Here is a 24,743-nt window from a genome sequence, read left to right as displayed (position 1 = left end):
AAGATCCTTTATTGCTATTTTTATGACGTTGCTGTCTTCTCCCTTTATAAGGTGAAAAGAGCTACTAAATTCACGTTAACGTATGGTTTATCCATTATTGTGATAAAAAATATGACTTATAAGGGCGGTATCAGGCTTGCTTTAGATAAGTTTACACAATGACTGCAATTTATTTTATTAATTAGCTTGCAAAATCTTTGAATGTAAATGATAATTATTATCGTTAAAAGGCAGTCATTCTATTGCTCCTTCACTCAGCCACTTTTTATCAAAAGGAATTTACCATGAGCATGGTCATCTCTCGTTATTTGAATTGCCGTGAAAACCGCTTACCTACCCTACAGTCGCAGCATCTGTTTGCACTCACCAAAGAAGTGCGTATCGAACATGAAGGTGAAGAGTATCGTCTACGTTTAACACGTAACAATCGCTTAATTTTGACTAAATAAGTAGAAAATAACGTCAGCACCCTTATAAAAAAACGCCTTCATTAAAAGGCGTTTTTTATTGCAAACCAGTTATGAGCGGCACGATGAATCTCTCAATCCTAGGTGTTGTCAGTATCTAGGTACATAGTCGATGCACTTAAACAGTGTTATAGCGCTACTAGCACAAATTTTACGCAGCCTCTGTCTGCGTAGGCACAGCACGCACGTAAAACTTGTGCTAGTAGCGCGTTTAAATTTATACAACCGTTTTATTGTCAACTGACCATATCTTCTAGAACTGCCAACTATAGACCACATCTACTGCATTTTCTGCAGCTGACGTTGCTTCAATGTAGATACGGCGTGTCAGCTGATAGCGAATAGAGAGGCTGTTTTGCGCGTTAAAAACGCCCACGCCATAGCGAATATATAAGTCAGGACTCACGTAACCTGTGACATTGACATTGGTATCTTCGCTACCCCCTGAGGCATCCACCGTCAAACTCTGAAAGCCAAAAGCTTGACCGATTTGATTGGTTAGATTGCGCGTGCCACTCAGACCAAAGCTCAATCCAGCTGCCGCTAAGTTATTGGTGACCTGCGACTTAAAGCCCTGCTCACTAATTTGTGTGGCGCTTCTGTTATTGATTCGCCCTGTAACTAGCGCATTCATGGCTTGCTGTTGAGTCAGGCCTGCATTATTAAAGACCGTGATATTCGGATTTTCGGTACTGCCCTTGACACGCACGCCTACGGTTTTTCCATCGATCGTTTTAACCGCTTCAATACTCAAGTTAGGCTTCATGACATCACCGTTGAAGCGTACTTGCCCGTAGTTAAGCTCTAGATTCTGACCAAAGGCGTTGATATTGGTGCGACGTGATACCTGTACCACCCCTTTCGCCCGCATGACACCTGTTCCATTTTGAGTAACATTAATCGCTCCTGCTAACGGAATCACTGCCCCAAAACCACGGAAGTTTATATTGTCACCCAAGTCGACACCAATGTCTGCATTGATGGACCAAGGTTTTGAAACCGCCAATACCTCATCAATATTACCAATCAGACGACGATCAAGCACAACTGCATCTTCAGTTTGCGTGATAATATCTTCACTGGCTTCTGGTGGACGAATGGTTGCTGAAGGCACACTCACTGCGCCTTTGATACTGACATAACGGTCAGTTGGACGTATGATGATATCGATATCAGGATTAATCTCCGCGACTAATAATGGCGGCTGCGTGATCACCAAGCGCTCACCAACCACGCTAAGCTTGGCCTGTAACTTTTGTTGCCAGTTCACGGTGCCTTTTAGTGTGCCTGTACCTGTACCACTGTCAAAGCTTCCATCAATGGTCGCCTGTGTACCACGAACTTTAGCTTCAGTATTCACGTTGGTTAAATTCACTGGTAGATCAAGCATCGCGATACGGCCATCAACGAGCTTCACATTCCCATAGAACTGCGGCTTGTCTAATGTCCCGCCCAGTCCACCTGCCATAGTGACATTACCTTCTAGCACTCGCATACCTGGGAAGAAAGGCTTAAATATCGCTAGATTAAGCTCATTTAGCACCAACGCACCTGAAATTGGCTTCGGGGTCTTATAAGGATCAACGACCACTTCAGCATAACCACGAGCACCGCGACCCGTATTGATGTCTGTACGCAGCTTGATACCCTCAGGAACTGACATAGCAATGAGTGACACACGCTTATACGGCAAGGTCACAGGCGCGCTATCCCCATCTTGGATCAAACCAATTTTGCCATTATCCGAGTATAACGTCATATTGATGGTTGGTGGACGTCCCGCTTGCCAGCCCACAATAGCTTTACCATTAATTTTACCGTGCCAATCGATGTCTTTGGGTAAAAAAACTGAGAACAATGACGTATCTAGATTTTGCACAGCAATATTGATATCGCCTTTATCTGGTGACGCGATTAAGTTTTCGCGTAAGCATAGTTTGCCAGACTGGTCAGTTGCCTGCCAACAATGTGCCGCCAGCTGTACCTTTAAGTCACTATTATTGCCACTTTGGTTATTAGGTAGATTTACAATCAACTGCGCAGGCTGCAACTGTTTTAAGGTCGCGTACTGGGATTCAATACGGCCCTTGCCAATCACACCCGACCAAATAAGCTGGTCTCGGTTAAAGCCACCTTTCAGCCGTGCGCTAATATCGAGCTGCTCATTGGCAACGTTAAGATCGACCACATGTGCCTGTTCAGTACCATTAAAGACGGCTTCCACACTTTCAAAACTTTGCCCTGCCGCATCTAAGCCTTCAGCGGTGACGATGAGCTGACTTGGACTGTTTGCCAAATTGACCAGTTTGCCGCGCACACGGCCCTGTCGCAAAATAAAACCTGGCAACGCAATACGCTCACCGACCAAATCGATATAAATGGTTGGTAATGCCTGTCCGGCTGGTTGCGTTAAGGTCGCGCCGCCCGTTACTTTACCAGCCAGCTTGTCTGAGAGTTGATCCAGACTGGTGATATTGATTTTGGTTTGTAATTGTCTGGCATTGCCATTGGCTGTTATATAATTATCACCCCAACGCAGCACGAGATTGTCAGCGTTCAAACTGTCGATTAAGGCATTCACTTGCTTATACTGCGCCTGCGCATCTTGCGTTTGGAGACGTTTAAAGTAGCTTGCTAAGTCTTTTGGCAAACGCAGTTTCGCCGCCAAACTGCCTTTCGCGCTAAGCGGTTGACCTTTTAACATACCACTTAGGTTAATCTGCTCAATATTAATAACTTGCTGCGAGTCAGTCCAGCGTCCATTCGTACTAATGGTCCCAGTGATAAGGCTTGGCGTGTCTTTTAGGAAATATCCTACGTTGAAACGATCCATCACGGCATTGATGTCCCAAGCAATGCCTTGGCTCACATCAACGGTGCCTTTGGCATTAATACTGCCCGCCGCGCCTATATGACTAAAACGGTTAATACGAAACAGCTGAGCGTCGCCACTGGCATCAATAATTAACTCACCTGCTGGTAGTTGTTCCGCATCTAACACCCCATCGAAGTTGACCGAAAAACGTTGCAGCTTGCCTGCCGTATTGGTACTGTCTTTAGGCGGCGTTTGCCACTCACCGCTGGTCTGTAGATCACCTGTGATAATCGCTGAGTTATTGGGTAAAAAATAACCCAAATTAAACGTCTCAAAGCGACCATCGACACGCCAACCGATGTTTTTACGCAAATCGATGACACCCTTCGCACTTACTGCGCCAGCCTCACCGTTATAATTGAATTTACGAATACTGATAAGCTTTGGCGTACCAGCGGCATCGATCGAAAGTTGTCCTTTTGGCACCTCCGCCGTATCAATCTGACCATCGAAACGCGCGTCAAACACAGACAGCTCACCACCAATCATGTTGACGCTGGCATCACCGCTACCAGTAATACCGATCGTGCGGCTATCTTGCGTGTCATCAAGTTGCGCCTGCAAATCCGTTTCACTCAAAGTAACAATATGGCGCTGACCGCTCACCCCATTCTTGGTAATCTTTAATAAACGACCACGAGCGCTGACCCTTCCCGTTAAACGCTCAAGCGGTAAGTCACTGCGATATTGTTTGGGAAGTAAGCCATCGGTACGAGCGTCAATTTGCCAAGTCAGCGGCCGCTGTTTATTCGCCAGTTGAATCTGCCCAGTTCCCGTTAAGTCCCCGACGATTCCTTCGTAATCTAGGCGATTAATATCGATGGTGTCACCGTTTTTACGCACGCGTACATCGTAATTACCTTTGGGTGCCGCGTTAAGCTCATTGATAACCGCATTGGCATCGACAGATAGCCGTGAACCACGAACGATAACCTCCGCTTGTCCGCGCGGACTGTCAATATCGCCAACATTCGGCACATTTTGGCGGACGAGGTTTTGCCATCTCGCATCAATGTACCAAGGTGCCACCTGCGTAGATTTCGCTGATGTTTTACCACGGACAATATTGGCATTAACCTGTTCGCCATCACGTTGACGTAAGGCTGCATCCATCTCTATATTACCAGCGCTGTTTTGCTGCTGATAATGGACAGACAGTCTGCCATTGAGTTTTTGCGGGGCGTACGCTTTAAAATCCGTGTACTGATCAGGAATAGCGCGGCGAATATCAAAATTGCTACCAGTCGCTCGTACCTTTGCATCAAAGCTATTTTTCCAGTCTAAAATCCCCTGCAGTATCAAGTTTCCAGCGGGAACCTCTGCCTCTAAACGATCGACGCGTAACTGACTGTTTGCAATGACGCCGCGACCTTGATAATGACCGGATGGAATATCCTTGGCGGTCAGTTCGGTGTTGATACGCAGACGTATCTCAGAGATCACCCCTGCTGCCGTCGCAGTACCGCTCTTTAGATGGATATTTTGACTGTCGGCATAAGGAATCAAAATATCATCCCATTGCAATTTGGCCTGAAACGGCGAGTCATCACTCAACCCTTGCACGACGAACTCACCGCTGACATCGCTGTCATTGTAGCGACTACGCACTTTACCGACTGTGCGTTTTAATGTTCCTGTTGCGGTGATATTTAGCGGGTCAATGTAGGCTTTTTCTAGCGCACTGACCTCGGCAATTGCGCTCAGGTCCAGCGGATAATCACCTTGTAAATCAATCTCGCCTTGTAAGGCATTGATTTTGACGATATCAGCATACTGTAAATCACCACGACCCACCGTTACCGTACTACCGACCCACGTCAAGTCACGAGCAGCAATATCATGGACAACGATCGCCTCTTTAGTCACTTGCTTATAAATAATTTTTTTAATCTTAGCCTGGTCAAAACGCAGGTTGACTGGCAATTGCAAGGTTCTATAATCGTACGGCTCACCCGTTGGTGGCTTGGTATTGAGGATTTCAATGGTTTGTATGTCAGCATCACGCAAATGTACTTCTTTGGCAAAGATAGCGCGCCAGCCTACTTTGACATAGGCCTTATCAACCAATATCTCAAGATCTTCGGTCGCCTTAATATCAATGTCGGTAACCCAAATACCATCACGTAAGTTACCGCGGCCATATTTAAACTCAATACCCGTCTCAGCACTGATTTTCTCTAATATAAATTTGGTACCGGACTCTGTACCCATCGCATAGAAGAACACGGCAAACATAATCGCCAGTACGATTGTGACCAGTACTAGCAGCTTGAGTAAAAACGACAAAGGATACCAACGTCTGACTGCACGAGCGTCGCGCTGTGCTGGATCTTCATCTGGTGCGTTATTAGGCGGGGTATTTTTTGTCAGCATGACACTCAACTACGTTAAAGAATGATGACCAGCAATCGGCACGATAGATAATAAACAAAACGAACTACACGACTGAATTAAAAAACTACAAAGGCGAACCAATAAAGAAATGTAGTCTAACGGGAATACTCTCTTCTGTCACACCAGCGGCCACATCGACTCGCACGACACCGACAGGTGATGCCCAGCGAATACCAACGCCAACGCCAACTTTGGTTTCAGTTTCAAAATCTTTGTCGTAAGCATTGCCCACATCGGTGAAGAATGCCCCGCGAAAGCCCGGTCTAAATTCGTAGTTGTACTCGGCACTACCAACGGCGAGGATTTGCCCACCAGTGAGATACCCTTTATCTAGTGGTGATAAGCTTTCATAGTCATAACCGCGGATACTTTGATCCCCGCCTGCAAAGAAACGCAACTTGTAAGGCACGTCATAAAAATCATCGGCCCAAATGTAACCTGCATTCACACTGCCCAATACTTGATGTTTTTTGTCCTCACCAAAGCTATAAATACCACTCACACCCGCGCGAACGATTGCCAAGTCGGTGTCGCTAAGAGCCTTATCGGCACCGGCTTCAATGGCATAGTACTGACGTATCCCACGAGTGGGGTTAGTCGCACTATCCACATCGGTTTTATTTATACCGTAACCAAATAACAGCGCTTGCTGTTTGGGCTTGGAGGAGGTAAAGCGTATAGGCAAGTCATCTAACTCCGTCTCATCGACACCCGTTTCCAGCTCATCCAAACGGTAACGTACAGAGTAGCTGCGATTCCAACCACTTTCACGGCGTATATTACGTGCCAAGGCTGCTTTTAAGGTACTGGTAGACAAATCAAAGTTACCTTCGCCTTGATCGATCACTTCTTCTTCATAGGTCAGACGCCCTTCTAATGTATCATTAAGCGGATGCTTCCAAGGACGACTGGCGTAGACGGTGACATTTTTAGTAATTCTTGAGACTTCGGTTTCTGCCCCTGCTTGATAACCTTGACGATTGAGCAGATTATAATCTATCTTCGCAGTGGCTCGTACACCCGTATCTGTACCATAACCAAGACCAACTTGGGCATCACGTGGCTTACTGGACGATACAAAGACATACAGCGGTACTTTTTTACTCTCTGCTACTTCTTGCGGGGTTTTACGTCCTGCCAGCGTTGGTGGTACAAAGTTTTCATCAGCAATGATACTTTCTTCGTCGGGGAATATTTTTTGAGCAATGTTACTGATTGAGTCGCTAATTTTGCCTAAAAGATTATCCGCCTCTTGGTCTTTTTCATCCAACACCCGATCATTTGGCAAGTTGCTTAAGCGTTCTGCCTTTTGTCTAATGGCTTGCAGTTTATCAAGCGTTTCTTCATCAGCCTCAAACTCGATAGCGGCAATATCGGCGGCATTGACTGTCTCTGTGTTATTGGTGTCAAGACTGCTTTCACCTTCTGCAACAACCTCGTCATTATTGGCCTTGTCATCTGCATTGTCACTCATACTGCCATTCGCATCGTCTTTTCTGCTGTTACTACGATCATTGATTGCTGCTAAGCTTACGTCCTCGTTACTGCCAGTCGTGTCTGTCACGCCAGCGTTATTGATATCATCATCTAACTGGTTGTTGCTCATGGCAGGGGCGTTATCAAAATCCAATGTACTGGCTTCACTGCGCTCATCTGGCGGTAATATCGACTCAACGTTGACCGTGTTAAAGTAACGCGTCGCGGACAAATCATTGCTAAACTTGGTAACAGCGGGGCGATAAAAAGGATCGCCTGGCTCAAAGTCAAATAGCTGCTGTAGTAGCGATAGCTCAACGGGCAGCTTATCAGGGTCTTGAGTCAGTGTGTTTGTTTCTTCATCATAAGTAAAAAACACAACCTCATCAAATTCATAGCGATCGCCGGTGTTATAGACCAAAGAGACATCCGCTGTGTTGTCTGGCAAGATAACATCAACGGATTTATTGAGCCAATATTCATCGAAATAACCGTACGTGTTACTCAGTGACTCAAGCGCAGCTTTACTGTTTTTGTAGACACGGTGATTAAAGATATCGCCTTCTTGTGGCGGTAACGTTTCTTCCAACGTGACAAATTCTTCTTGCTCACTGCCTTCACCGCGAATATCAACAATACGGCTATCCACACGGACAGGCTCGCCCAGCTCTTCAATAATGACGTCAATCGTATCCCGATTAGGCTGGCGTAGACGTAACGTCACATCATAATAACCCACGGCTTTGGCAGCATCTAACGCCGTTTCACGTAACCGCGGCAAAGCAGCCGTAAAGTCAACGACCGATTGAACCGTCGTATCATCAAGGGCGGCTTTAATGTTTTTCATGGGCTGAACGTCATTATCTGCCTTGATTATATTTGGCTGACCACTGACCGTTCCTGCAGACGCTTCTTGCTGTAAATAAACCGTGGTTTCTACGTGCGGCAGCGCCATCGCACCACCATTAAACAAGCGGTTATAGAGGCGTTTGACGATATTACTACTATTACGAGCCAGTGGTTTCGGCTTACTCGCTTGTTCGAGGCTTTGATTGACGGCCTGAGTTTCGGTTTGATAATCGGGTAAGTAATCATCAGGATTGATAACGTCGGACGGCGTATCGTCCTCAGTACTGGCATTCGCTACCATCTCACCACTGTTGTCACCTGCGTCATCCACACGGCCACTACTGACAGCGTCGCTCACGTTAATTGGACGCGACATAATCTCAGCAGTTTCGGCGTCTGTCTCATTCCTACCTAAGGTATCAAGATTGCTAGGAGCAGGCAGATTGGTGGCATCTAGCTCCACATCCAAGCCAATGGGCGGCGTCGCATCATTCAGCGTCGCGATAGGCGTATCAAAATCGCTATCGTTAGGGACGTTACCGATGTTATTGATATCTTGAGCATTCTGTAGATCCATGGCAGCCAGCTCACGATCAATCTGCTCGGGCGTCATCATCTGATAGCCCTGCTGCTGAACCGCTGCCGCTTGTTGTGACAAATCCTCATTGATACTACTAGGAAAATTCAGCTGAGCACTATTTGGACTATTTACGTCTTCGCTGGTATCAAATTCATCTTTGGCATTATCTTGAGATAGCGCTAGGTTCTGAGATGGCGTGTCTGATTTTTTAATCCCTAAGCTTTGTTCACTATAGTCATCCAATACTGACTGCTCAATAATGCCTTGCTCTACTGCTTTTTTTAGGTGGAGTGCGTCCAGCGCCCTATCAAGCTGGGTATCATCATCCATAAGCGAGGTTGGTGGGTTAGCTACTATTTGATTAGGCGCTACCTGATTTGTCATAGATTGATCAGGAGTATTGCCACTGTTAGTAGTATCAGCCAACGCCGCGGGGGCAATGCCAAAACCTACTAAGCTTGTGGCTAAAGCCGTAAAAAGCGCTGAGCGGGTAAAATGAGTGCGCGGAGCGGTAGTACGAGTGTGGCTTTCACTCTGTACGCTAATAGTATTGCGCTGCTTAACCGATACGTTGCTCGCTAGAGTTGAAGGCTGGTTTTTCATGTTGATGTCCTATCACCTCACGCGGCACAATACATGGACGATAGCTATCGCCAAGTCTTACCGGTGAATAAACTTATAGCAGTTGACTAAAATTATGGGTTGTGACTTTATGGGGCGTAACGTTGCTTGGATAAGGGCATCAATAGCACAGATTTTCGCGCTCTATTTAGAGGCGCGTAGACTGCCAGACTTGAGTGATAGCACCCTTCGCCACCGCACAGACCTTATGACGCAACCACTTAAAATTTACAAATCATAACTTAGTTAATTATGAAATCATAGCATCGGCCGCATGTATTTTTACCTAAGCCTTGCTATTATACGGCTTAACAGTGATAAAACCTACGTTATATTTCGATAAGTTTTTGATACTGTTGATAATTCACTTTACCTTAACAGCCGTACTAGGCGCTCTTCTTTACGCTACCAGCCGCCACTCATCTGTAGGAATTTTCATGGCCAACCAGTTTCAGTTATTTAAGCACCGCCGTTTTAGTGCCATGTTTTTTACCCAGTTTTTGGGTGCGTTTAATGACAACGTTTTTAAGCAAGCACTCATTTTGGTGTTGACTTACACTGCTGCCAGTCAGCTGGGTATGGAGGTCAGCATTTTAAACAACTTAGCTGCGATGTTGTTCATATTGCCCTATTTTTTGTTTTCGGCATTAGCAGGTCAAATTGCTGATAAGTTTGAAAAATCGAAGCTAACACAGTTTATCAAGTTGCTTGAACTAATCATTATGGCAATCGCCGCTGTTGGCTTCGTCTTTGAATGGTATGGACTATTATTTGTAGCACTGTTTTTAATGGGTACGCACTCAACCTTTTTCGGTCCGATTAAATATGCTTACTTGCCGCAAGCCATGAAAGAAGACGAGCTGGTTGGAGCGAATGGTTTGTTTCAAATGGGCACCTCCCTCGCCATCCTCCTTGGGATGATCATCGCAGGTGTTTTAACCCAGTTGTCGCAATCACTATATTGGATTAGTGCGACTGTGTTGATCATCGCGGTTTTGGGCTATTTAGCGGCGCGTTATATTCCTATGATGCCAGCGGTGCAGCCTCACCTAAAAATCAACTGGAATATCATCACCACCAGTCTTACTACCATACGCTACTTGTACTCCCTGCCTTTTTTATTCTTTGTCATCCTTGGCAATAGCTGGTTTTGGTTTTATGGCGCGACGTTTTTGACGCAAACGCCTGAATTTAGCAAGGTCATCTTACATGGTGATGAGTCAGTGGTTATTTTTCTACTGACTTTATTTTCTGTTGGCGTATCAATTGGCTCTTTGTTGTGTAAATCATTGACCAAAAACCAAGTCAGCCTACGTCTACTACCTTTTGGTATTGCAGGATTGAGCATCTTTGCGATTGATTTGTATTTTTCCCTATCAGGTCTCAATATTGACGTAAATAATGCCACACTACTCGGTGTCGGTGAGCTGTTTGCGATGAATAGTAGCTGGCGTGTTTTTGCTGACTTGTTCTTTTTGGGATTTAGTGGCGGTTTGTACATTGTGCCTTTGTATGCCTCTATGCAGGCGTATGCGCCTAGGAGCCATCGCGCCCGCATCGTTGGTGCCAATAACATTTTCAATGCGATATTTATGGTCACCTCAGCGATTTTTGCCATTGTTGTGCTAAATACGTTAGGGTTAACCCTACCACAGCTATTTTTAGTCACAGGCGTGCTCAATCTCGCCTTTGGCGCTTTTTTATATACCAAGCTCCATAAACATGTTAAAAATGCCGTTATGCAAACGCATGACGACATCGTTCCATAGTTTAAATAGTTAAATAGCTAAAAGTGCGCCATTGAGCCACGAATATTGGTGCTGACAATTTAGATTATTTGCTATAGTAATGTGTGTGAGGCAATGACAATAATTGCCTTGCAGTAGTCTCTATCCTTATTTTATTAAGCGTACCCAACCCCATCAGGAGTGAATTATGGCCCTGCGTCCTTTATCCAAAATCGACCAATTGTTGCTTGGGGTCGATAAGGCATTACGAGCTGTCGTGCCACATTCAAACCCCAGCACTCGTCCCCTTCCCGTGACTAGTGACGAGATTCCTGAGCTTACCATTACGCAGGCGCGTCATGTCGCAGGTTTGATGCGGATCAATCACACTGGCGAAGTATGTGCGCAAGGCCTCTATCATGGGCAGGCATTTGCTGCCAAGGACAATGGCGTTAAGCAAGCCATGCAACAATCCGCCGAAGAAGAAGTCGATCATTTGGTGTGGTGTGAGACGCGTTTAGATGAGCTTGGCAGCCACGCCAGTGTCTTTACGCCTTTATGGTATGGCATGTCCTTTGGCCTAGGTGCGGTAGCGGGTGCTATCTCTAATGAATTTAGTTTGGGATTCGTTGCAGAGACAGAAGCACAGGTCAGCGAGCATTTGCAAGATCACATCAAACAGCTACCTGAACACGATCAACGCTCAAAAGAAATACTGGCGCAAATGGACGTGGAAGAATTGCATCATCGTGAGCTGGCACTTGCAAGTGGCGGTGCCGCATTGTCACCACCTGTCCGTCAGACCATGCGCTGGATGGCCAACCGCATGAAGGCCACCGCTTACCATTTATAATGGCTGATTTTGCAGTAGTGAGTTTTGTCATAGCCATTATGTTAGCTGCGTTATTCATACTGTTGAGACTCATAACTTTGCTTAAGGTTTCCTATTAACAATCCTACTACTGATGGCATTAAGCTTAATTTGCTAGGGTATTAAAAATTTGTACGATTTTGCACCATAGACATCACCGCATTACCCGTCAATTACTAAATAACGATTAAATAAGGTAACGATTTTTATGAAAGCCACTACCCAATCGATACGCTCTAGCAGCTTGTCTACTAAGGCGCCTAAGCTGGCAACTCTGACAGCACTTACGACAGCGTGTGCCATGCTACTATCAACGCCTGTCAATGCTGCTCAAACTGATACTACAGCGACATCTGTCCCGAGTGCCATAGACTCAAGCAAGCGGGTGATTCGCCTGGCTCAACCCAACACTGCTGTTAGTACGGGGCAAACAAACACGCCAGCAATGTCACAATCAAACTCACAAGTTAATGCCGCAAGCGCCAACCCTCAACAAAGCAATGCGCCACAAAGCAGTGGTCAGCCGACCCGTACCTCTATGAGTACGGCGCAGCCACAGGCAGTTGCACCCACTGCCGCGACCCCTGAATTGACAGGGACGACTCGTGTCTATGAACCCGGTCCAATGACGGCGGCTGGCATTGATTTGCGCAGCGGACAGCTTACAAATATCCCAACGCCGCAAGTGCAACTGTCAGACGTGAGCTTTGTGCCAACGGTACTGATCCCGCAGCAAAAAGGACTTGGCACCGATAAGCTGGATGTGAGCCTTCTTGATGACTTCATCAAAGATGTGTCCCCTAATGCCCGCCACTATCCACCAAACTTCCCTAACCGCTCTCAGCGGCACTACACACGTGAAAAAATCAAAGTGTTGGCGGAGTGGATTGAACCTTATGCGCAGTCGCCAAACGCCTCTTATGACGTGTTACTTCGTGCCGCCAAGCTTAATGGCATGGGACGTAACCTAGATTTGGGTTCAGACTATACGGTACGCGGCGGAAAGTATGTTGACCGCGCCATCAAGATTCAACCCGATAGTGCTGAAGCCAACTTTTTATATGGCATGATGTTGTCAGAAGGCGGCGGCTTTAAAGAAGGCCAAAAGTACTTAGATCGTGCGGTATCTCTAGGCTACACAGAAGCCGAGCAAAGCTTGGCTCAGTCAGATTTGTTAAGTGATCGTCGCGATAACGCACTAGAGCGCCTGCGTCGCCTTGAAGAAAAAAATCCGAACAATGACACTATTCGTCAACAAATCAAACTCATCGAAGAGGGCAAATTCTATATTTGGGATATCCCCGCTCCTAACATCAACGTCAAACCCACTGTCTAATGCTTACTTATTAATAATAGTGAGTGGTAGATAGCTCAAACGTAAAGGTGAGCGCCGTCGTTTTATGTTGATCACATTTCAATATAAAAAGGCGGCGCTTTTTTGCGTCTGCTACAAGACGGTTAAAAGCTGCTGGATAACAACGCTTCGTCGACTCAGTTAAATAACATAGTCTAATATTGAAAGTTACGCTACACTCATTCTTGTCCTCGCTCATTTAATGAATCATACCATCATGACTACCGTTTACTGGACTGACCTATGACCTTCGCTAGCTCTATCAAACGTGTGGTAACGCCCACCCATCAAAAAACCCCGTCTATCCTTTTAGTCGCGTTGATAGTAGCGACAGCGTTACTGACTGCTTGTAGTACCGTCTCAGTCAATAAACAGGCTTCTGCGAAGACCATTAGTGCCCAGCGCGGCAACATCGTCACAGAAAATAAGCTTAGCAGCGATACTGCGTCAGCACTGCTATCAGCAGGGCTCAATGAGCAAGCCTGTATGCAGCAATTTGACTTATGCTTGACTCAGCTTACGGACAGTATGCTGAATAAACACTATCGACCTGCACTCGCGATTTTTGCAGAATTGCATTATGCAAAAGCCCGCCAGCTTGCTGACTCGGAAAACTGCCGCAATGCGCTTGCCCGTCCCCCAATTGACCCTTATTACGCCAATGCGCCACTGAGTGACAGCGCGGCTAAAACGCAGCAAGAAAACACCAGTCGTTGCTTAACCGATTATCAAGAACGGTTGTTTGATGCTGTCAAATCCAGCTATACCTATTTGTTCTATGACAGCTTGGACCATGATTTTGAGGGGGCTGACCAGCACCATAGCGACTCTCACACGCAAAACCGCATCCCAACCGATAACGATATTCAAACCCAAGATGTTTATAATGCCGCCAGCAATGACATTATTACCCAGCTTTATAGATCAACCAATGGATCAAATAAATTAATGGGTGGCACAAAAGTAGAATATCTACCCCCCACAGCCGCCAGCGTTGACAATAATAATCAAGCGGCTATTGCCAATCGTTCACCGCAAAAAGGCCAGCCGACCGACCAAGTCAAAGTCATGAAGGTACAAGTCGACGATTATAATCTCGGTATTTATTTGCCAAACGAAAACAACTACCTGCAAAATGCACGTAAGCAAACCTCTGCGTTGGCAGATTTGGTATCGACTTACGAGCTGCGTCTCTCTGGGCTTAACTCCATCAGTAAACGACCAGGCTTGGGTCTCAGTTTGGTCGCCTCATTAGACGACCGCTACACCACCACCATCCGCCAGTTATTGATATCGTCATTGTCAGGTCGATTAAACAGTGAAAAAAATAAAGCCAGCACAGACGAGAGCAAGCCAAGTTCACGCATCTATCCTACTGGGCACTTGCTATTGACTGGTCTTATTCAACCAAGCGGCGATAGTGTGCTGGATGTCCTGAGCAGTCGTCAACTCGATGTCCATCTGTATAACCCCTATCAAAGTGAAAGTGTGCGCATCCTAAATAATGACTACCCATTAGCCGCTAACTTTTCCGCAGGTTACGGTTTGTGGCTGTCAGAGAACCAGCTAGATGGCGTGGGTTATTTGAATTTAATCACGCGCCAGCCAGAGGAAAGGCTGCCCAAATTGTTTATGCTTGAACCCTATGACCCCAATAAGCGTGTCATCATTATGCTGCATGGCTTGGCCTCTAGTCCCGCAACTTGGGTCAATTTGACCAACGATATTCTTAATGATGATAAATTGCGGGAGAACTATCAAGTTTGGCAAATATTTTATCCAACCAATTTACCTATTTTAGAAAACCGTTATCAAATTCAACGCTTGATTAACAGCACTTACCAGCAAACTGACCCCAACGGACAAAACCGCGCTAGCAAAAACAGCGTGATTGTCAGTCATAGTATGGGCGCTATCATTGCTCGTATGATGCTGTCCGATGACAACTTGGTCGAGGACTTCGATAAGCTCGATGATCAACCCCTATTTTCTAGTAGTGAAAAACGTAGGATTCGGGACGCGCTTAAAGAAACGTTTGCCGAAGAACAGCTAAAAGAGCGTTTCGAATTAAAAGCGCTACCGCAAGTAGATACAGCTGTCTTTTTGTCTGCCCCCTTTCGTGGCACTGACTATGCAGACCGCTGGTTCACACGCGCACTGCGCCGCATTGTGTACTTGCCAGTCGGCTTGGTTAAGACGGTCACTGATAACTTAGCAACGATTGCCACCCAAGGCGATTTGGCGCAAAACCCATTGGGGGCGCTATACTTACAAAATGGCGCCAGCCAACTAAGCGACAAGTCTTCTTTTATACAGTTGACGAAAGACATCACCATCAATGAACGCATTACCTATCATTCGATTATCGCCAATAACGATGCTGATATCACTAAAGGACTGGCCCAACTACAGCCTAGTGGTGCAAAAATTGACTTATCGCAAGCCACAGAAGAAGATAAAAAAGAGACTACCAATACAAGCGACACCTCAGACACACCAAAAATTCCCGCTAAACCCCTGATCGCTGCTGTGACGGTTGATGAGAATATTAGCCAAGCGCTGACGGAACGGTTATCAGACGGTATCGTCCCTTATACTAGCGCCCATCTTGACGGAGCTGCTTCTGAGACGGTTATTAACGGTGGTCATAGTATTCAAACCAATCCGCAAACGATTCTGACCTTACGTCGAATTTTACATCAGCAATTACAGGAGTAAGGTGCGCTTGGGTCACATACTAATTGGGTTACATACTAATTGGGTTACACTCTAAAAAGGGGAAAAAGCGGGCTACTCTGCTCACTAAGTAAAAGCCGTTACTAAAACGGTTCACCAGCGACGCTTAGCCGTTACGTTGTAATCCCGTTAAAGCACTCCAATACCCATTGAATAAAAGGTCGGTTTTCCCTACTATTAATTCAAGCTTCTGAGGGGCTTTTAGCCTATTTAAGTCACGACCAGATATGTGACTGAGCCGTTGAGCGGCTTGCGTGCGTATCAAGGGAGGCGCATAATACGCTTATAGTAATGACAATAATATATTAATTTATAAGGATATAAGTTATTCAATCCAGCTAAACAGTCGTTAGCGTAGCCGCACTTTATCTCCAATGTCGCTGGCTATTTAACACTAAGCTATTGTCCGTAACGATGGTCTCTTGCCTTTGTGGGTCATTACGGACAGTTCATTAAGCGTTTTATGGAAGCCAGCGCTATTCAGCTAACAGATAAGGGTAACCGTTTATGTTCGCTACGTTTATGATTGACCAGCTTGATGCGCTGATGCTAGCGCGTATCCAATTCGCTTTTGTGATCTCATTTCATATTGTCTTTCCCGCTTTTTCTATCGGTCTTGCCAGTTGGCTCACGGTGCTTGAATTCCGTTGGTTAAGAACGGGTAAGCCTATTTACGCTGAAGTTTATAAACAGTGGGTAAAAATATTTGCCGTGGTGTTCGGCTTAGGCGTAGTATCGGGCGTGGTCATGTCTTACCAGTTCGGTACCAACTGGGCCGTCTTCTCTGATAAAGCAGGTAACGTCTTAGGCCCACTACTGGCTTATGAAGTATTAACCGCCTTTTTCTTAGAAGCGTCGTTCTTAGGTATCATGCTGTTTGGTTGGGGACGGGTCAGCAAACGCATGCATTTTGCCTCAACAGCCATTGTCGCCATTGGCACGCTGATTTCAGGTTTTTGGATTTTATCAGCCAACAGTTTTATGCAAACGCCGCAGGGCTTTATGATAGGCGCAGACGGACTGCTCTATCCCACCAATTGGCTTGAGATTATCTTCAACCCTTCCTTCCCTTACCGCTATGCTCATATGATGACAGCAGCGTTCTTGACCACCGCTTTTGTTATTGGTGGCATCGGTGCGTATTACATTCAGTCTAAAAAACATACCGAGCACCGGCAGCATGGCCGGGTGATGCTAGGCATGGCGATGATCATGGCCATATTTGTAGCACCTGCTCAAGTATTAATTGGCGATGAGCATGGTCTAAATACCTTAGAGCATCAACCAGCTAAAGTGGCAGCGATGGAAGGCATTTGGGAGGATGAACGCGGTGCTGCGCTACGCTTATTCGCGATCCCTGACCAAGAAAACCAAACCAATAAATACGAAGTTAGCATTCCCTACGTGTCCGGATTGATCTTAACCCATTCACTAGATGGCGAGGTAAAAGGTCTTAAAAATTGGGCACCCGAGGATCAACCCCCAGTTATTATTGTCTTTTGGGCGTTCCGTATTATGGTTGGTATCGGTATGTTGATGGTACTGGTGGGTTTATTCAGTCTCTATAAGTATTTTAAAAAACAACAGTTCAATCCTGACAGTGTCTGGTTTCACCGCGCGTGGATGATGATGACACCGCTTGGTTTTATCGCGTTATTGGCGGGCTGGTTTGTGACTGAGACAGGACGGCAGCCTTATACCGTTTATGGTGTGATTCGTACCGCTGAAAGTATGTCACCGCTCGCCGCACAGCAAGTTGCCACGACGCTCATCGGCTTTATTGTGTTGTATATTTTCGTGTTTGGCGCTGGCAGCTTTTATATTTTGCGCCTCATCGCACAAGGACCTAAGCCTTACGAAGATCCGGATGAAGATCATTATTATGATCATACAGTGACAGAAAGTCAGGGGCGCGCACTCAGTGGTGATAGTAGCCCGGGAGAGAGTACAAAAAAAGATATAGACACTCCTGCTAATGATGTTGATGATGGAGGGTTACGCTAATGTTTAACTACGGTGATGTATTAGACTTACCTTTGATTTGGGGCGGCCTTATCGCCCTCTCTGTCTTCATTTATGTACTACTTGACGGCTTTGATTTGGGTTGTGGTATTTTATTTCCGTTTGCAGGTTCAGATAAAAACCGTAGCCGGATGATGAACTCTATTGCCCCGTTTTGGGATGGTAACGAGACTTGGTTGGTACTTGGCGGCGGCGGTCTGTTCGCAGCCTTCCCAGTCGCTTATGGCATTATTATGACGGGCCTCTACTTACCCGTGACCGCCATGCTGTTCGGTCTTATCATGCGCGGCGTGGCGTTTGAGTTCCGTTTTAAAGCCTCTTCACGTCGACACGTATGGGACACTTTCTTTTTTGTGGGTTCAGTCATTGCTACTTTTTCCCAAGGTATTATGCTTGGAGCGCTAGTTCAAGGTCTTGAAGCAAGCAACCGTCTTTACACTGGTGGGCCATTCGACTGGTTGTCACCTTTCCCTATTGTTTGCGGCTTTGCCTTGATCATTGGTTACGCGTTACTTGGCTCTACGTGGCTCATCATAAAAACCGAACACACTTTACAAGTTTGGGCACGCAAAGTCTCAGGCTGGATGTTACTGGCTTTAGTAGTGGCAATGATCATCGTCACAGGATTTATGTATTTCTCAGACATCAATGCACTCGAAGACTGGTTTAGCTTCCCGAGTCTGTTGTATCTTGCGCCTATGCCCATTATCGTTGTACTGCTGTTTTTCTTGATGCGTAAAGACTTAAAAACAGAGCGTGAGTATCGCCCTTTCTTATTGACTGTTGCGTTGTTTTTGATGGGTTATATCGGCGTTTGTTTTGCTATGTTCCCTTATATTGTACCGTATCAAATGACGATTTATGAGGCAGCTGCTGCGGATACCTCCCTGTCCTTTATGTTGATTGGCGCCGGTATCATGCTACCGATTATTTTGAGTTATACCGCTTTTGCCTACTATACATTCAAAGGTAAATCTGATCACAAACCCATGTATTAATCGCTCATAGCAGCACAACGGATCAGCCAAAAAGTGGCTACCATGATTCATTTAAGGTAGTCACAATACGTAAGCCAATCAGGAGGTTTTCATGAAGAAGCTTAGTAAAAAACAATCACAGTGGTTGTGGTTTATTGGCTTGTATGTGGCAGGATTTTTGGTGGTTTTTACGATTGCGCAGTTAATCAAACTCGCCATGGGCGTTTAGTGACCACCTCTCGTCTCATATAAAAAAAGCAGCGTTGAATAATCAACGCTGCTTTTTTTATGTGAGGCTGTTTCTTACAAGCTACTTTTAAAGTCTTTATTGCACTTACGATCCGAGATGATTGTTGGCGCCATGACTCTCTATAAACGCGTTCACTTGCGTTAAGCGCTCAGGCGTACCGACATCTATCCAGTTATCAGTGATAACCTCAGCGGTAATTTGAAACTTTATCATCGCTTGCTTAAGAAGTGGGGCCAACGCTGCTGGTTGACCTGACACCAACCCATCAACCAGTCGAGGTGACATCACACTGATACCAGCAAAGGTAAATTTGTCTGCCTCGCCAATTGGCTGCTCACTGGCGAGACCGTTATTAATAGCAAAATCACCACCATCATTATGCGCAGGATTATCAATCAATAATAAATGCGCACGCTGATCCGCACTCAGCCTATAGTCTCGCAGTTGGGTGAAGTCATAAGTCGTCCACACATCAGAGTTAACGAGAATGAATGGCTCGTCTCGTAGCTTGCCTGTTTGTAATGCTTGGAAAATACCGCCTGCTGTCTCAAGTGGTTCATCCTCTTCAACCGACCAATGCAGTGTGACGCCGTACTTCGCACCATCTCCCAATGTGTCCATTAATTTATCAGCCAGCCATGACGCATTAATGGCAATATCAGTGATACCAGCCGCCTGTAACGCTTTGATGTGCCAAACAATCAGCGGTTGTCCACCGACTTCGACCAAAGGCTTTGGGGTCTCAAGTGTTAACGGACGCAGACGCGTACCCTTGCCCGCAGCCAAAATCATTGCTTGCGTAATCTTAGGTGTAGACGTTGACATGCATGCTCCTTTTAATATATGACGTAAGCTTTTAGCCTAACTCATGCGTATTTATACTACGGCGAATTTATCTTTATAATTAGGTAGCACGCTATCTTGTAGCCATTGATTAAAAGGGACCACCGCTTGTTTTATCTCATCACTACCCTTATCCGCAAGCCAGTCTAACTCAGTCAGCAAATCACGCATCACTTTGGGAATATCGGCCAAATAGCGGTCTTTGCCATCACGTTGGGACAAGCGAATAAAAATCCCCAATACTTTTAAATGACGCTGTACACCCATCACATTCACATCGTTCTCAAGCTGCTCAGCGCTTTTCGCTGTGGTTAATCCTGCCTGCTGTTGCAGTTGCCAAAAATCGTTGATCCACTCAGATATTTGACTCTCTGGACATTCAACGTAAGCATCACGCACCAATGACACCAAGTCATAAGTATAGGATCCTACGACGGCATCTTGAAAGTCAATCACACCTAAGCGCGCATTATCCGCTTGATCTTGCATGAGATTGCGACTGTGATAATCCCGGTGAACGATGACTTGTGGCTGTAACAAGATCTCTTTTATTAGGGCCGACTTTACATTGGACCACAACGTTTTATCAAGTGCGGCACCAACGTAAGGTATAAACCAGTCACTAAATAAATCCATTTCACGTTCCAATAACGCGCTATCATAATCTGGCAATTGGTGCTGGGATTTTGCCATCTCAATTGGGACGCTCTGTAGCGCCACCAATGTCTGCATTGCCAACTGATAGTACGTATTAATTTGGGCAGGCGTCGCATTAACGAGCAAATGGGCAAATTCTACCGTGCCAAAATCCTGTAATACTAAAAAGCCCTTTGTCACATCTTGTGCGATGAGCGTCGGCACATTGATTGCTGGTGCCATCAATTTGGCGATATTGATAAACTGGCGCAAGGCGTCTTGCTCGTCAGCAGAATCCATGACAATATAACGCGATTCTCCCGTATCACTCTCTCCTAATAACTGGAGACGGTGATATTGACGGGCGCTCGCGTCCCCAGGCAAGCTATCTAGATTAAATGCTTGCTCTGTAAATACTTGCTGTAACCAGTTTTCTAACTGCTGTAAGCGATTATTGCTACTGGTTTCAGTCATGTTCGGCTCTAAAGTTTTGTGATCAGTCATAAAAGGCATCATAGGTTAGATATAAGTCAGAAACGAGTAAAGTAGTGATAAGTCGAGCAAATACTTGCTAAAATAGTGACGTCTGCGCCACAGTTGCTGCTATACATAGTCGTATTGAGTTATCATTCAATACACGTAGTGCTATGCACAATTTTAGCACCCATTTAAAAAACAGCTTGGCTACATTATAAATTTTGGTAAATAGTGTAGCTGATTTGGTTTTTTTTGACTATGATTAGTCGTCATTATATGTAAAATGCCCAAATTCTTAAAATTACATGAGCAATGAGTAGTCTTTTAGCCGGTTATGTACTATTCAATATGACTCAATAGTATGGCGACTAAACTCAGTAACGCAATCCAATAGGCTCTGCAATCATAGGTGTGCCCTTGTTATATTCTCCGCTTTACCAAAGCATCCGCTTGATTTTATTTGGTGCCTTAGGCTTATCAAGTCTAACGGTCAGTGCTGCCATCAATGACACCGACATACAGCCAACGGAGCCGCTAGTCACTGACAGCAGTGTTACCGTAGATAGTAACTATAGTGACATTAGTGACATTCGCTATCAAAACAGTCGTAATCATAAGGGCGATGTTCAGAATAATAAGTATCAACAGGCGGACGCTGGTGCTACGACTGATAACCACTCTTTAGCTAGTGACTTTGATAATCATACTGACAGTAATATTGACAACCCTTCTCTAGAAGTTACGGCTATCAATGATAGCGATCATGACGATTTTGTATCCGCTTCAAACGCGAGGGATGATAAACAAAGCCGTAACGTGACACGAGTCAGTGAGACGATTACCCCTGAGCCTGTTGTAGATCCTCTTGTAGATCGTAGTGATCTTAATGTTAATGATGAAAGTATTCAAGACAGTCTGATGCGTTTGGCAGAGTTTTACGAGCTGACACCAGATACTGACACGCCACCGTTAAGTAATACGGATGGAACAATAAGCACTGAAGAAGACGGCATTCAAAATGCACTAACGTCTACATCGACAACCATCCCAAAAGTGGGTAGCAACTTACAGTTATTACCGAATGCTGTGGATAGCGCTCAACGCTGCGAAGGCCAATGGGTGTATCCAAAGAGCAACCCTAACTACCAGCGCGCTGTAAATGAGGCTGGCGTAGCTAATGGCCAGCCAGCCCCTAACCTGACGAACATCCCAAACAGTCAAGCGCCGTTGTTTACCGAATCAGACTACGGTTATTACGACAATGTTGACTACGCTGAACTATCAGGTAACGTGATTCTTAATCAAGGTACCCAGCGTATAGAAGCAGAAAAAATCGTACTAGATTTGAGCAACAGTGTGGCTGCTGCTCAAGGCAACGTCATGTTTACTGACCAAGCGACAGGACAGCAAGTACCACGAAGCAGCTTGCTAAATAATCCTCAAGCCAGCTTAGCTGCTCAGGCATCACAAGGCGGCCTTATCGGTGTCGCAGATAGCTTAGCGTATAATACGGAGACGGGGCAATCAACGGCTAATGACGTGGCCTTTGCTAGTGTGGAGTTGCAAGCACACGGCTATGCCAAGCGCTTAAACCGTCCTAATGACAGTCAGTATGAGTTAGACCAGGTGATGTTTAGCACCTGTCCGCCCACCAATCGCAAGTGGCAGTTTGATGCCAAAAGTATTGATTTGAATACCGAGACGGGTCGCGGCGAAGCCTATAATACAACCTTCCGTATCGCTGATGTGCCCGTGTTTTATCTGCCGTATTTTAACTTCCCGATTGACAGTCGTCGTAGTAGTGGCTTTTTATTACCGAATGCCAGTTTCAGTAGTGAAAGCGGCGTCGAACTTGATGTACCTTATTATTTCAATTTAGCCCCCAATTATGATGCCACGCTCAACACCCATATTTACACTGATCGTAACCCTATGCTCTCAGGTGAGTTTCGCTACCTAACCGAAAATTATGGTGAGGGTATTTTTAATGGCTCATACCTGCCAAATGATAAAGAGTATAATGACGAAGATCGCACCAGTTTCTTTTATGATCATTATTGGTCATCTAATAGCATTCCACGGTTAAGCGGTGATGCCAAATACAGCTACGTATCAGACGCAGACTATCTGAACGATTTCGATACGTTAGGCTTATCAGATAGCACCATCAACTTACCACGCCGTGCGCGCGTGAATTATTATAATGATTATGTTGACGGTGAATTAAAAGTAGAAACGTTTCAAACCTTAAATGCGTTTACCGATAATGGACAGCCGTTAAAAGATAAAGACAAGCCTTATTCACGATTGCCGCAGCTCAAACTTGATTATCGTCTGCCTTGGGCCAAAAACTTTGATATCACGGGCATCAGTGATTCTGCTTACTTTAAAAAATCCATCGATGATGGCTCTGAAAATGAAAAAAGTGGTGTTCGTCTTTACAACAAACTCAGCGCTGCGTATCCAATCGAGAAGTCTTGGGGTTATATTGAGCCCAAACTAAGCTTACAGCATCTTTATACGTCATATGATGAAGACAGCTTAGCAGACAACCAGCTGAGTGACGAAGATGGCAGTCAGTCCGTGTTTGTACCGCAAGCCAGTATCGATGCTGGACTGAATTTTTACCAAGCAGGGTCCCCTTTTGGTGCTTTTGACGACACGATGGGTGGCTATCAGTTGCTTAGCCCGCGCTTAAAATACACCTATTCGCCCTATAAGAACCAAAACGACCTCCCTAACTTTAACACGCGTATTGCCTCTATCAACTACGAGCAGCTGTTTTCAGACAGCTGGTTCTTGGGCCATGATCGCTTGCAAGATTTGCATTCAATCACTCCTGGTATTAATTATCGTTACATCGACGCAACGGGTGTGACACGTTTTGATGGTAGCATAGCAGAGCAGTTTTATATCGATGATGGCCGTGTCACGCTTGACAATGATCAACCTGTCTTTAGTTCTTCTTCTTCAGGGATGGTCTGGGATACCAGCACGCAGCCTTATAATAACTTTTGGGTTGATGTCAGTGGTGCACTGACCAATGACTATGACTTAAACTATATTACGACTGAGCTGCGTTATCAGCCATCAGACAATAGCTTGTTTAACGTGGGTTTCGTGAAACGTCAACGTGATGAAAACACCAATCAGTTGCCGCTCTCAGCTTTTACAGCATCCGCAGTCTTCCCTATCAATAATAGCTGGCGTATATTGGCCCAAGGTCAATATGACTATAATCGTGATAAAATGCTTGATTCTCTGGTCGGCATTGATTATGAAGATTGCTGTTTTGGTTTTGCAGTTTATGGACGTCGTTACTATAATGACCTAAACGTCAAAGACAAACCAACGCAAGCGATTATGGCAGAGATTAGATTAAACGGTCTTGGTAGTGGGAGCAGCCGCCTAACACGCTTACTGACTGATAAGGTTTTGGGCTTTGAACCTGTCCAGACAGCATGGAAAGACTGATACATTGTCTGGTTACCAGATTAATAAATGGTTTGCATAGATAAGATACTGATATAACATTTTTCACCACCCAGTTTGCCACCCTATTATGGATAACGCTGTCTAACATTCGCC

At 45.4% G+C, this 24,743-nt stretch carries 13 protein-coding genes; 9 read left to right on the top strand and 4 right to left on the bottom strand.

The window, feature by feature from the left end; all coding sequences use genetic code 11:
• The first annotated feature begins 290 nt into the window (after window positions 1–290).
• Window positions 291–449 carry a hemin uptake protein HemP gene (gene hemP, locus DVY93_RS05470; RefSeq protein WP_227672156.1) on the top strand — a complete coding sequence of 53 codons (159 nt, stop codon included), beginning with the start codon at window positions 291–293 and terminating at the stop codon, window positions 447–449.
• Between the two features lie 271 nt (window positions 450–720).
• Here hemP and DVY93_RS05465 read toward each other — a convergent pair whose 3' ends face one another.
• Together DVY93_RS05465 and DVY93_RS05460 are read right to left on the bottom strand one after the other, a co-directional pair.
• Window positions 721–5,715 (bottom strand): translocation/assembly module TamB domain-containing protein, encoded by a 4,995-nt coding sequence (locus DVY93_RS05465; RefSeq protein WP_230709662.1) that lies wholly within the window; start codon window positions 5,713–5,715, stop codon window positions 721–723.
• 85 nt (window positions 5,716–5,800) lie between these two features.
• Complete coding sequence (locus DVY93_RS05460) at window positions 5,801–9,244, bottom strand: autotransporter assembly complex protein TamA (RefSeq protein ID WP_230709660.1); 3,444 nt, start codon at window positions 9,242–9,244, stop codon at window positions 5,801–5,803.
• 455 nt (window positions 9,245–9,699) lie between these two features.
• On the opposite strand from DVY93_RS05460, the gene DVY93_RS05455 reads away from it, so the two are divergent.
• The 7 genes from DVY93_RS05455 (at window position 9,700) to DVY93_RS12505 (ending at window position 19,178) form a co-directional block, all read left to right on the top strand.
• The gene (locus DVY93_RS05455) at window positions 9,700–11,031 is read left to right on the top strand and encodes an MFS transporter (RefSeq protein ID WP_230709658.1); all 1,332 of its coding nucleotides are present in this window, start codon (window positions 9,700–9,702) and stop codon (window positions 11,029–11,031) included.
• Between the two features lie 172 nt (window positions 11,032–11,203).
• Window positions 11,204–11,842 carry a 2-polyprenyl-3-methyl-6-methoxy-1,4-benzoquinone monooxygenase gene (gene coq7, locus DVY93_RS05450; protein ID WP_230709681.1) on the top strand — a complete coding sequence of 213 codons (639 nt, stop codon included), beginning with the start codon at window positions 11,204–11,206 and terminating at the stop codon, window positions 11,840–11,842.
• 226 nt (window positions 11,843–12,068) lie between these two features.
• Window positions 12,069–13,196, top strand: coding sequence for a hypothetical protein (locus tag DVY93_RS05445; protein ID WP_230709656.1), 1,128 nt, complete (start codon window positions 12,069–12,071; stop codon window positions 13,194–13,196).
• 261 nt (window positions 13,197–13,457) lie between these two features.
• Window positions 13,458–15,932: an esterase/lipase family protein gene (locus DVY93_RS05440; protein ID WP_230709654.1), complete on the top strand. Its 2,475-nt coding sequence runs from the start codon at window positions 13,458–13,460 to the stop codon at window positions 15,930–15,932.
• Window positions 15,933–16,457: 525 nt separating this feature from the next.
• Window positions 16,458–17,954 carry a cytochrome ubiquinol oxidase subunit I gene (locus DVY93_RS05435; protein WP_193005782.1) on the top strand — a complete coding sequence of 499 codons (1,497 nt, stop codon included), beginning with the start codon at window positions 16,458–16,460 and terminating at the stop codon, window positions 17,952–17,954.
• The gene (cydB, locus tag DVY93_RS05430; RefSeq protein WP_193005781.1) at window positions 17,954–18,970 is read left to right on the top strand and encodes a cytochrome d ubiquinol oxidase subunit II; all 1,017 of its coding nucleotides are present in this window, start codon (window positions 17,954–17,956) and stop codon (window positions 18,968–18,970) included. The genes DVY93_RS05435 and cydB overlap by 1 nt, the downstream gene beginning before the upstream one ends.
• A gap of 91 nt (window positions 18,971–19,061) precedes the next feature.
• Window positions 19,062–19,178: a DUF2474 domain-containing protein gene (locus tag DVY93_RS12505; protein ID WP_404672111.1), complete on the top strand. Its 117-nt coding sequence runs from the start codon at window positions 19,062–19,064 to the stop codon at window positions 19,176–19,178.
• A gap of 105 nt (window positions 19,179–19,283) precedes the next feature.
• Here the strand turns inward: DVY93_RS12505 and murU are convergent, their stop codons facing one another.
• On the bottom strand, window positions 19,284–20,024 hold the full coding sequence (murU, locus tag DVY93_RS05425) for an N-acetylmuramate alpha-1-phosphate uridylyltransferase MurU (protein ID WP_230709653.1): 741 nt from the start codon (window positions 20,022–20,024) through the stop codon (window positions 19,284–19,286).
• 51 nt (window positions 20,025–20,075) lie between these two features.
• Entirely contained in the window at window positions 20,076–21,182 is a 1,107-nt protein-coding gene (locus tag DVY93_RS05420) for an aminoglycoside phosphotransferase family protein (protein WP_230709652.1), read from the bottom strand.
• Between the two features lie 390 nt (window positions 21,183–21,572).
• On the opposite strand from DVY93_RS05420, the gene DVY93_RS05415 reads away from it, so the two are divergent.
• Window positions 21,573–24,629: an LPS-assembly protein LptD gene (locus DVY93_RS05415; RefSeq protein ID WP_230709651.1), complete on the top strand. Its 3,057-nt coding sequence runs from the start codon at window positions 21,573–21,575 to the stop codon at window positions 24,627–24,629.
• Window positions 24,630–24,743: the final 114 nt, after the last annotated feature.

It is taken from the genome of Psychrobacter sp. CCUG 69069 (genome assembly GCF_021023115.1).
Classification (GTDB): domain Bacteria; phylum Pseudomonadota; class Gammaproteobacteria; order Pseudomonadales; family Moraxellaceae; genus Psychrobacter; species Psychrobacter namhaensis.
This window is presented reverse-complemented; position numbering and strand designations above follow the sequence as displayed.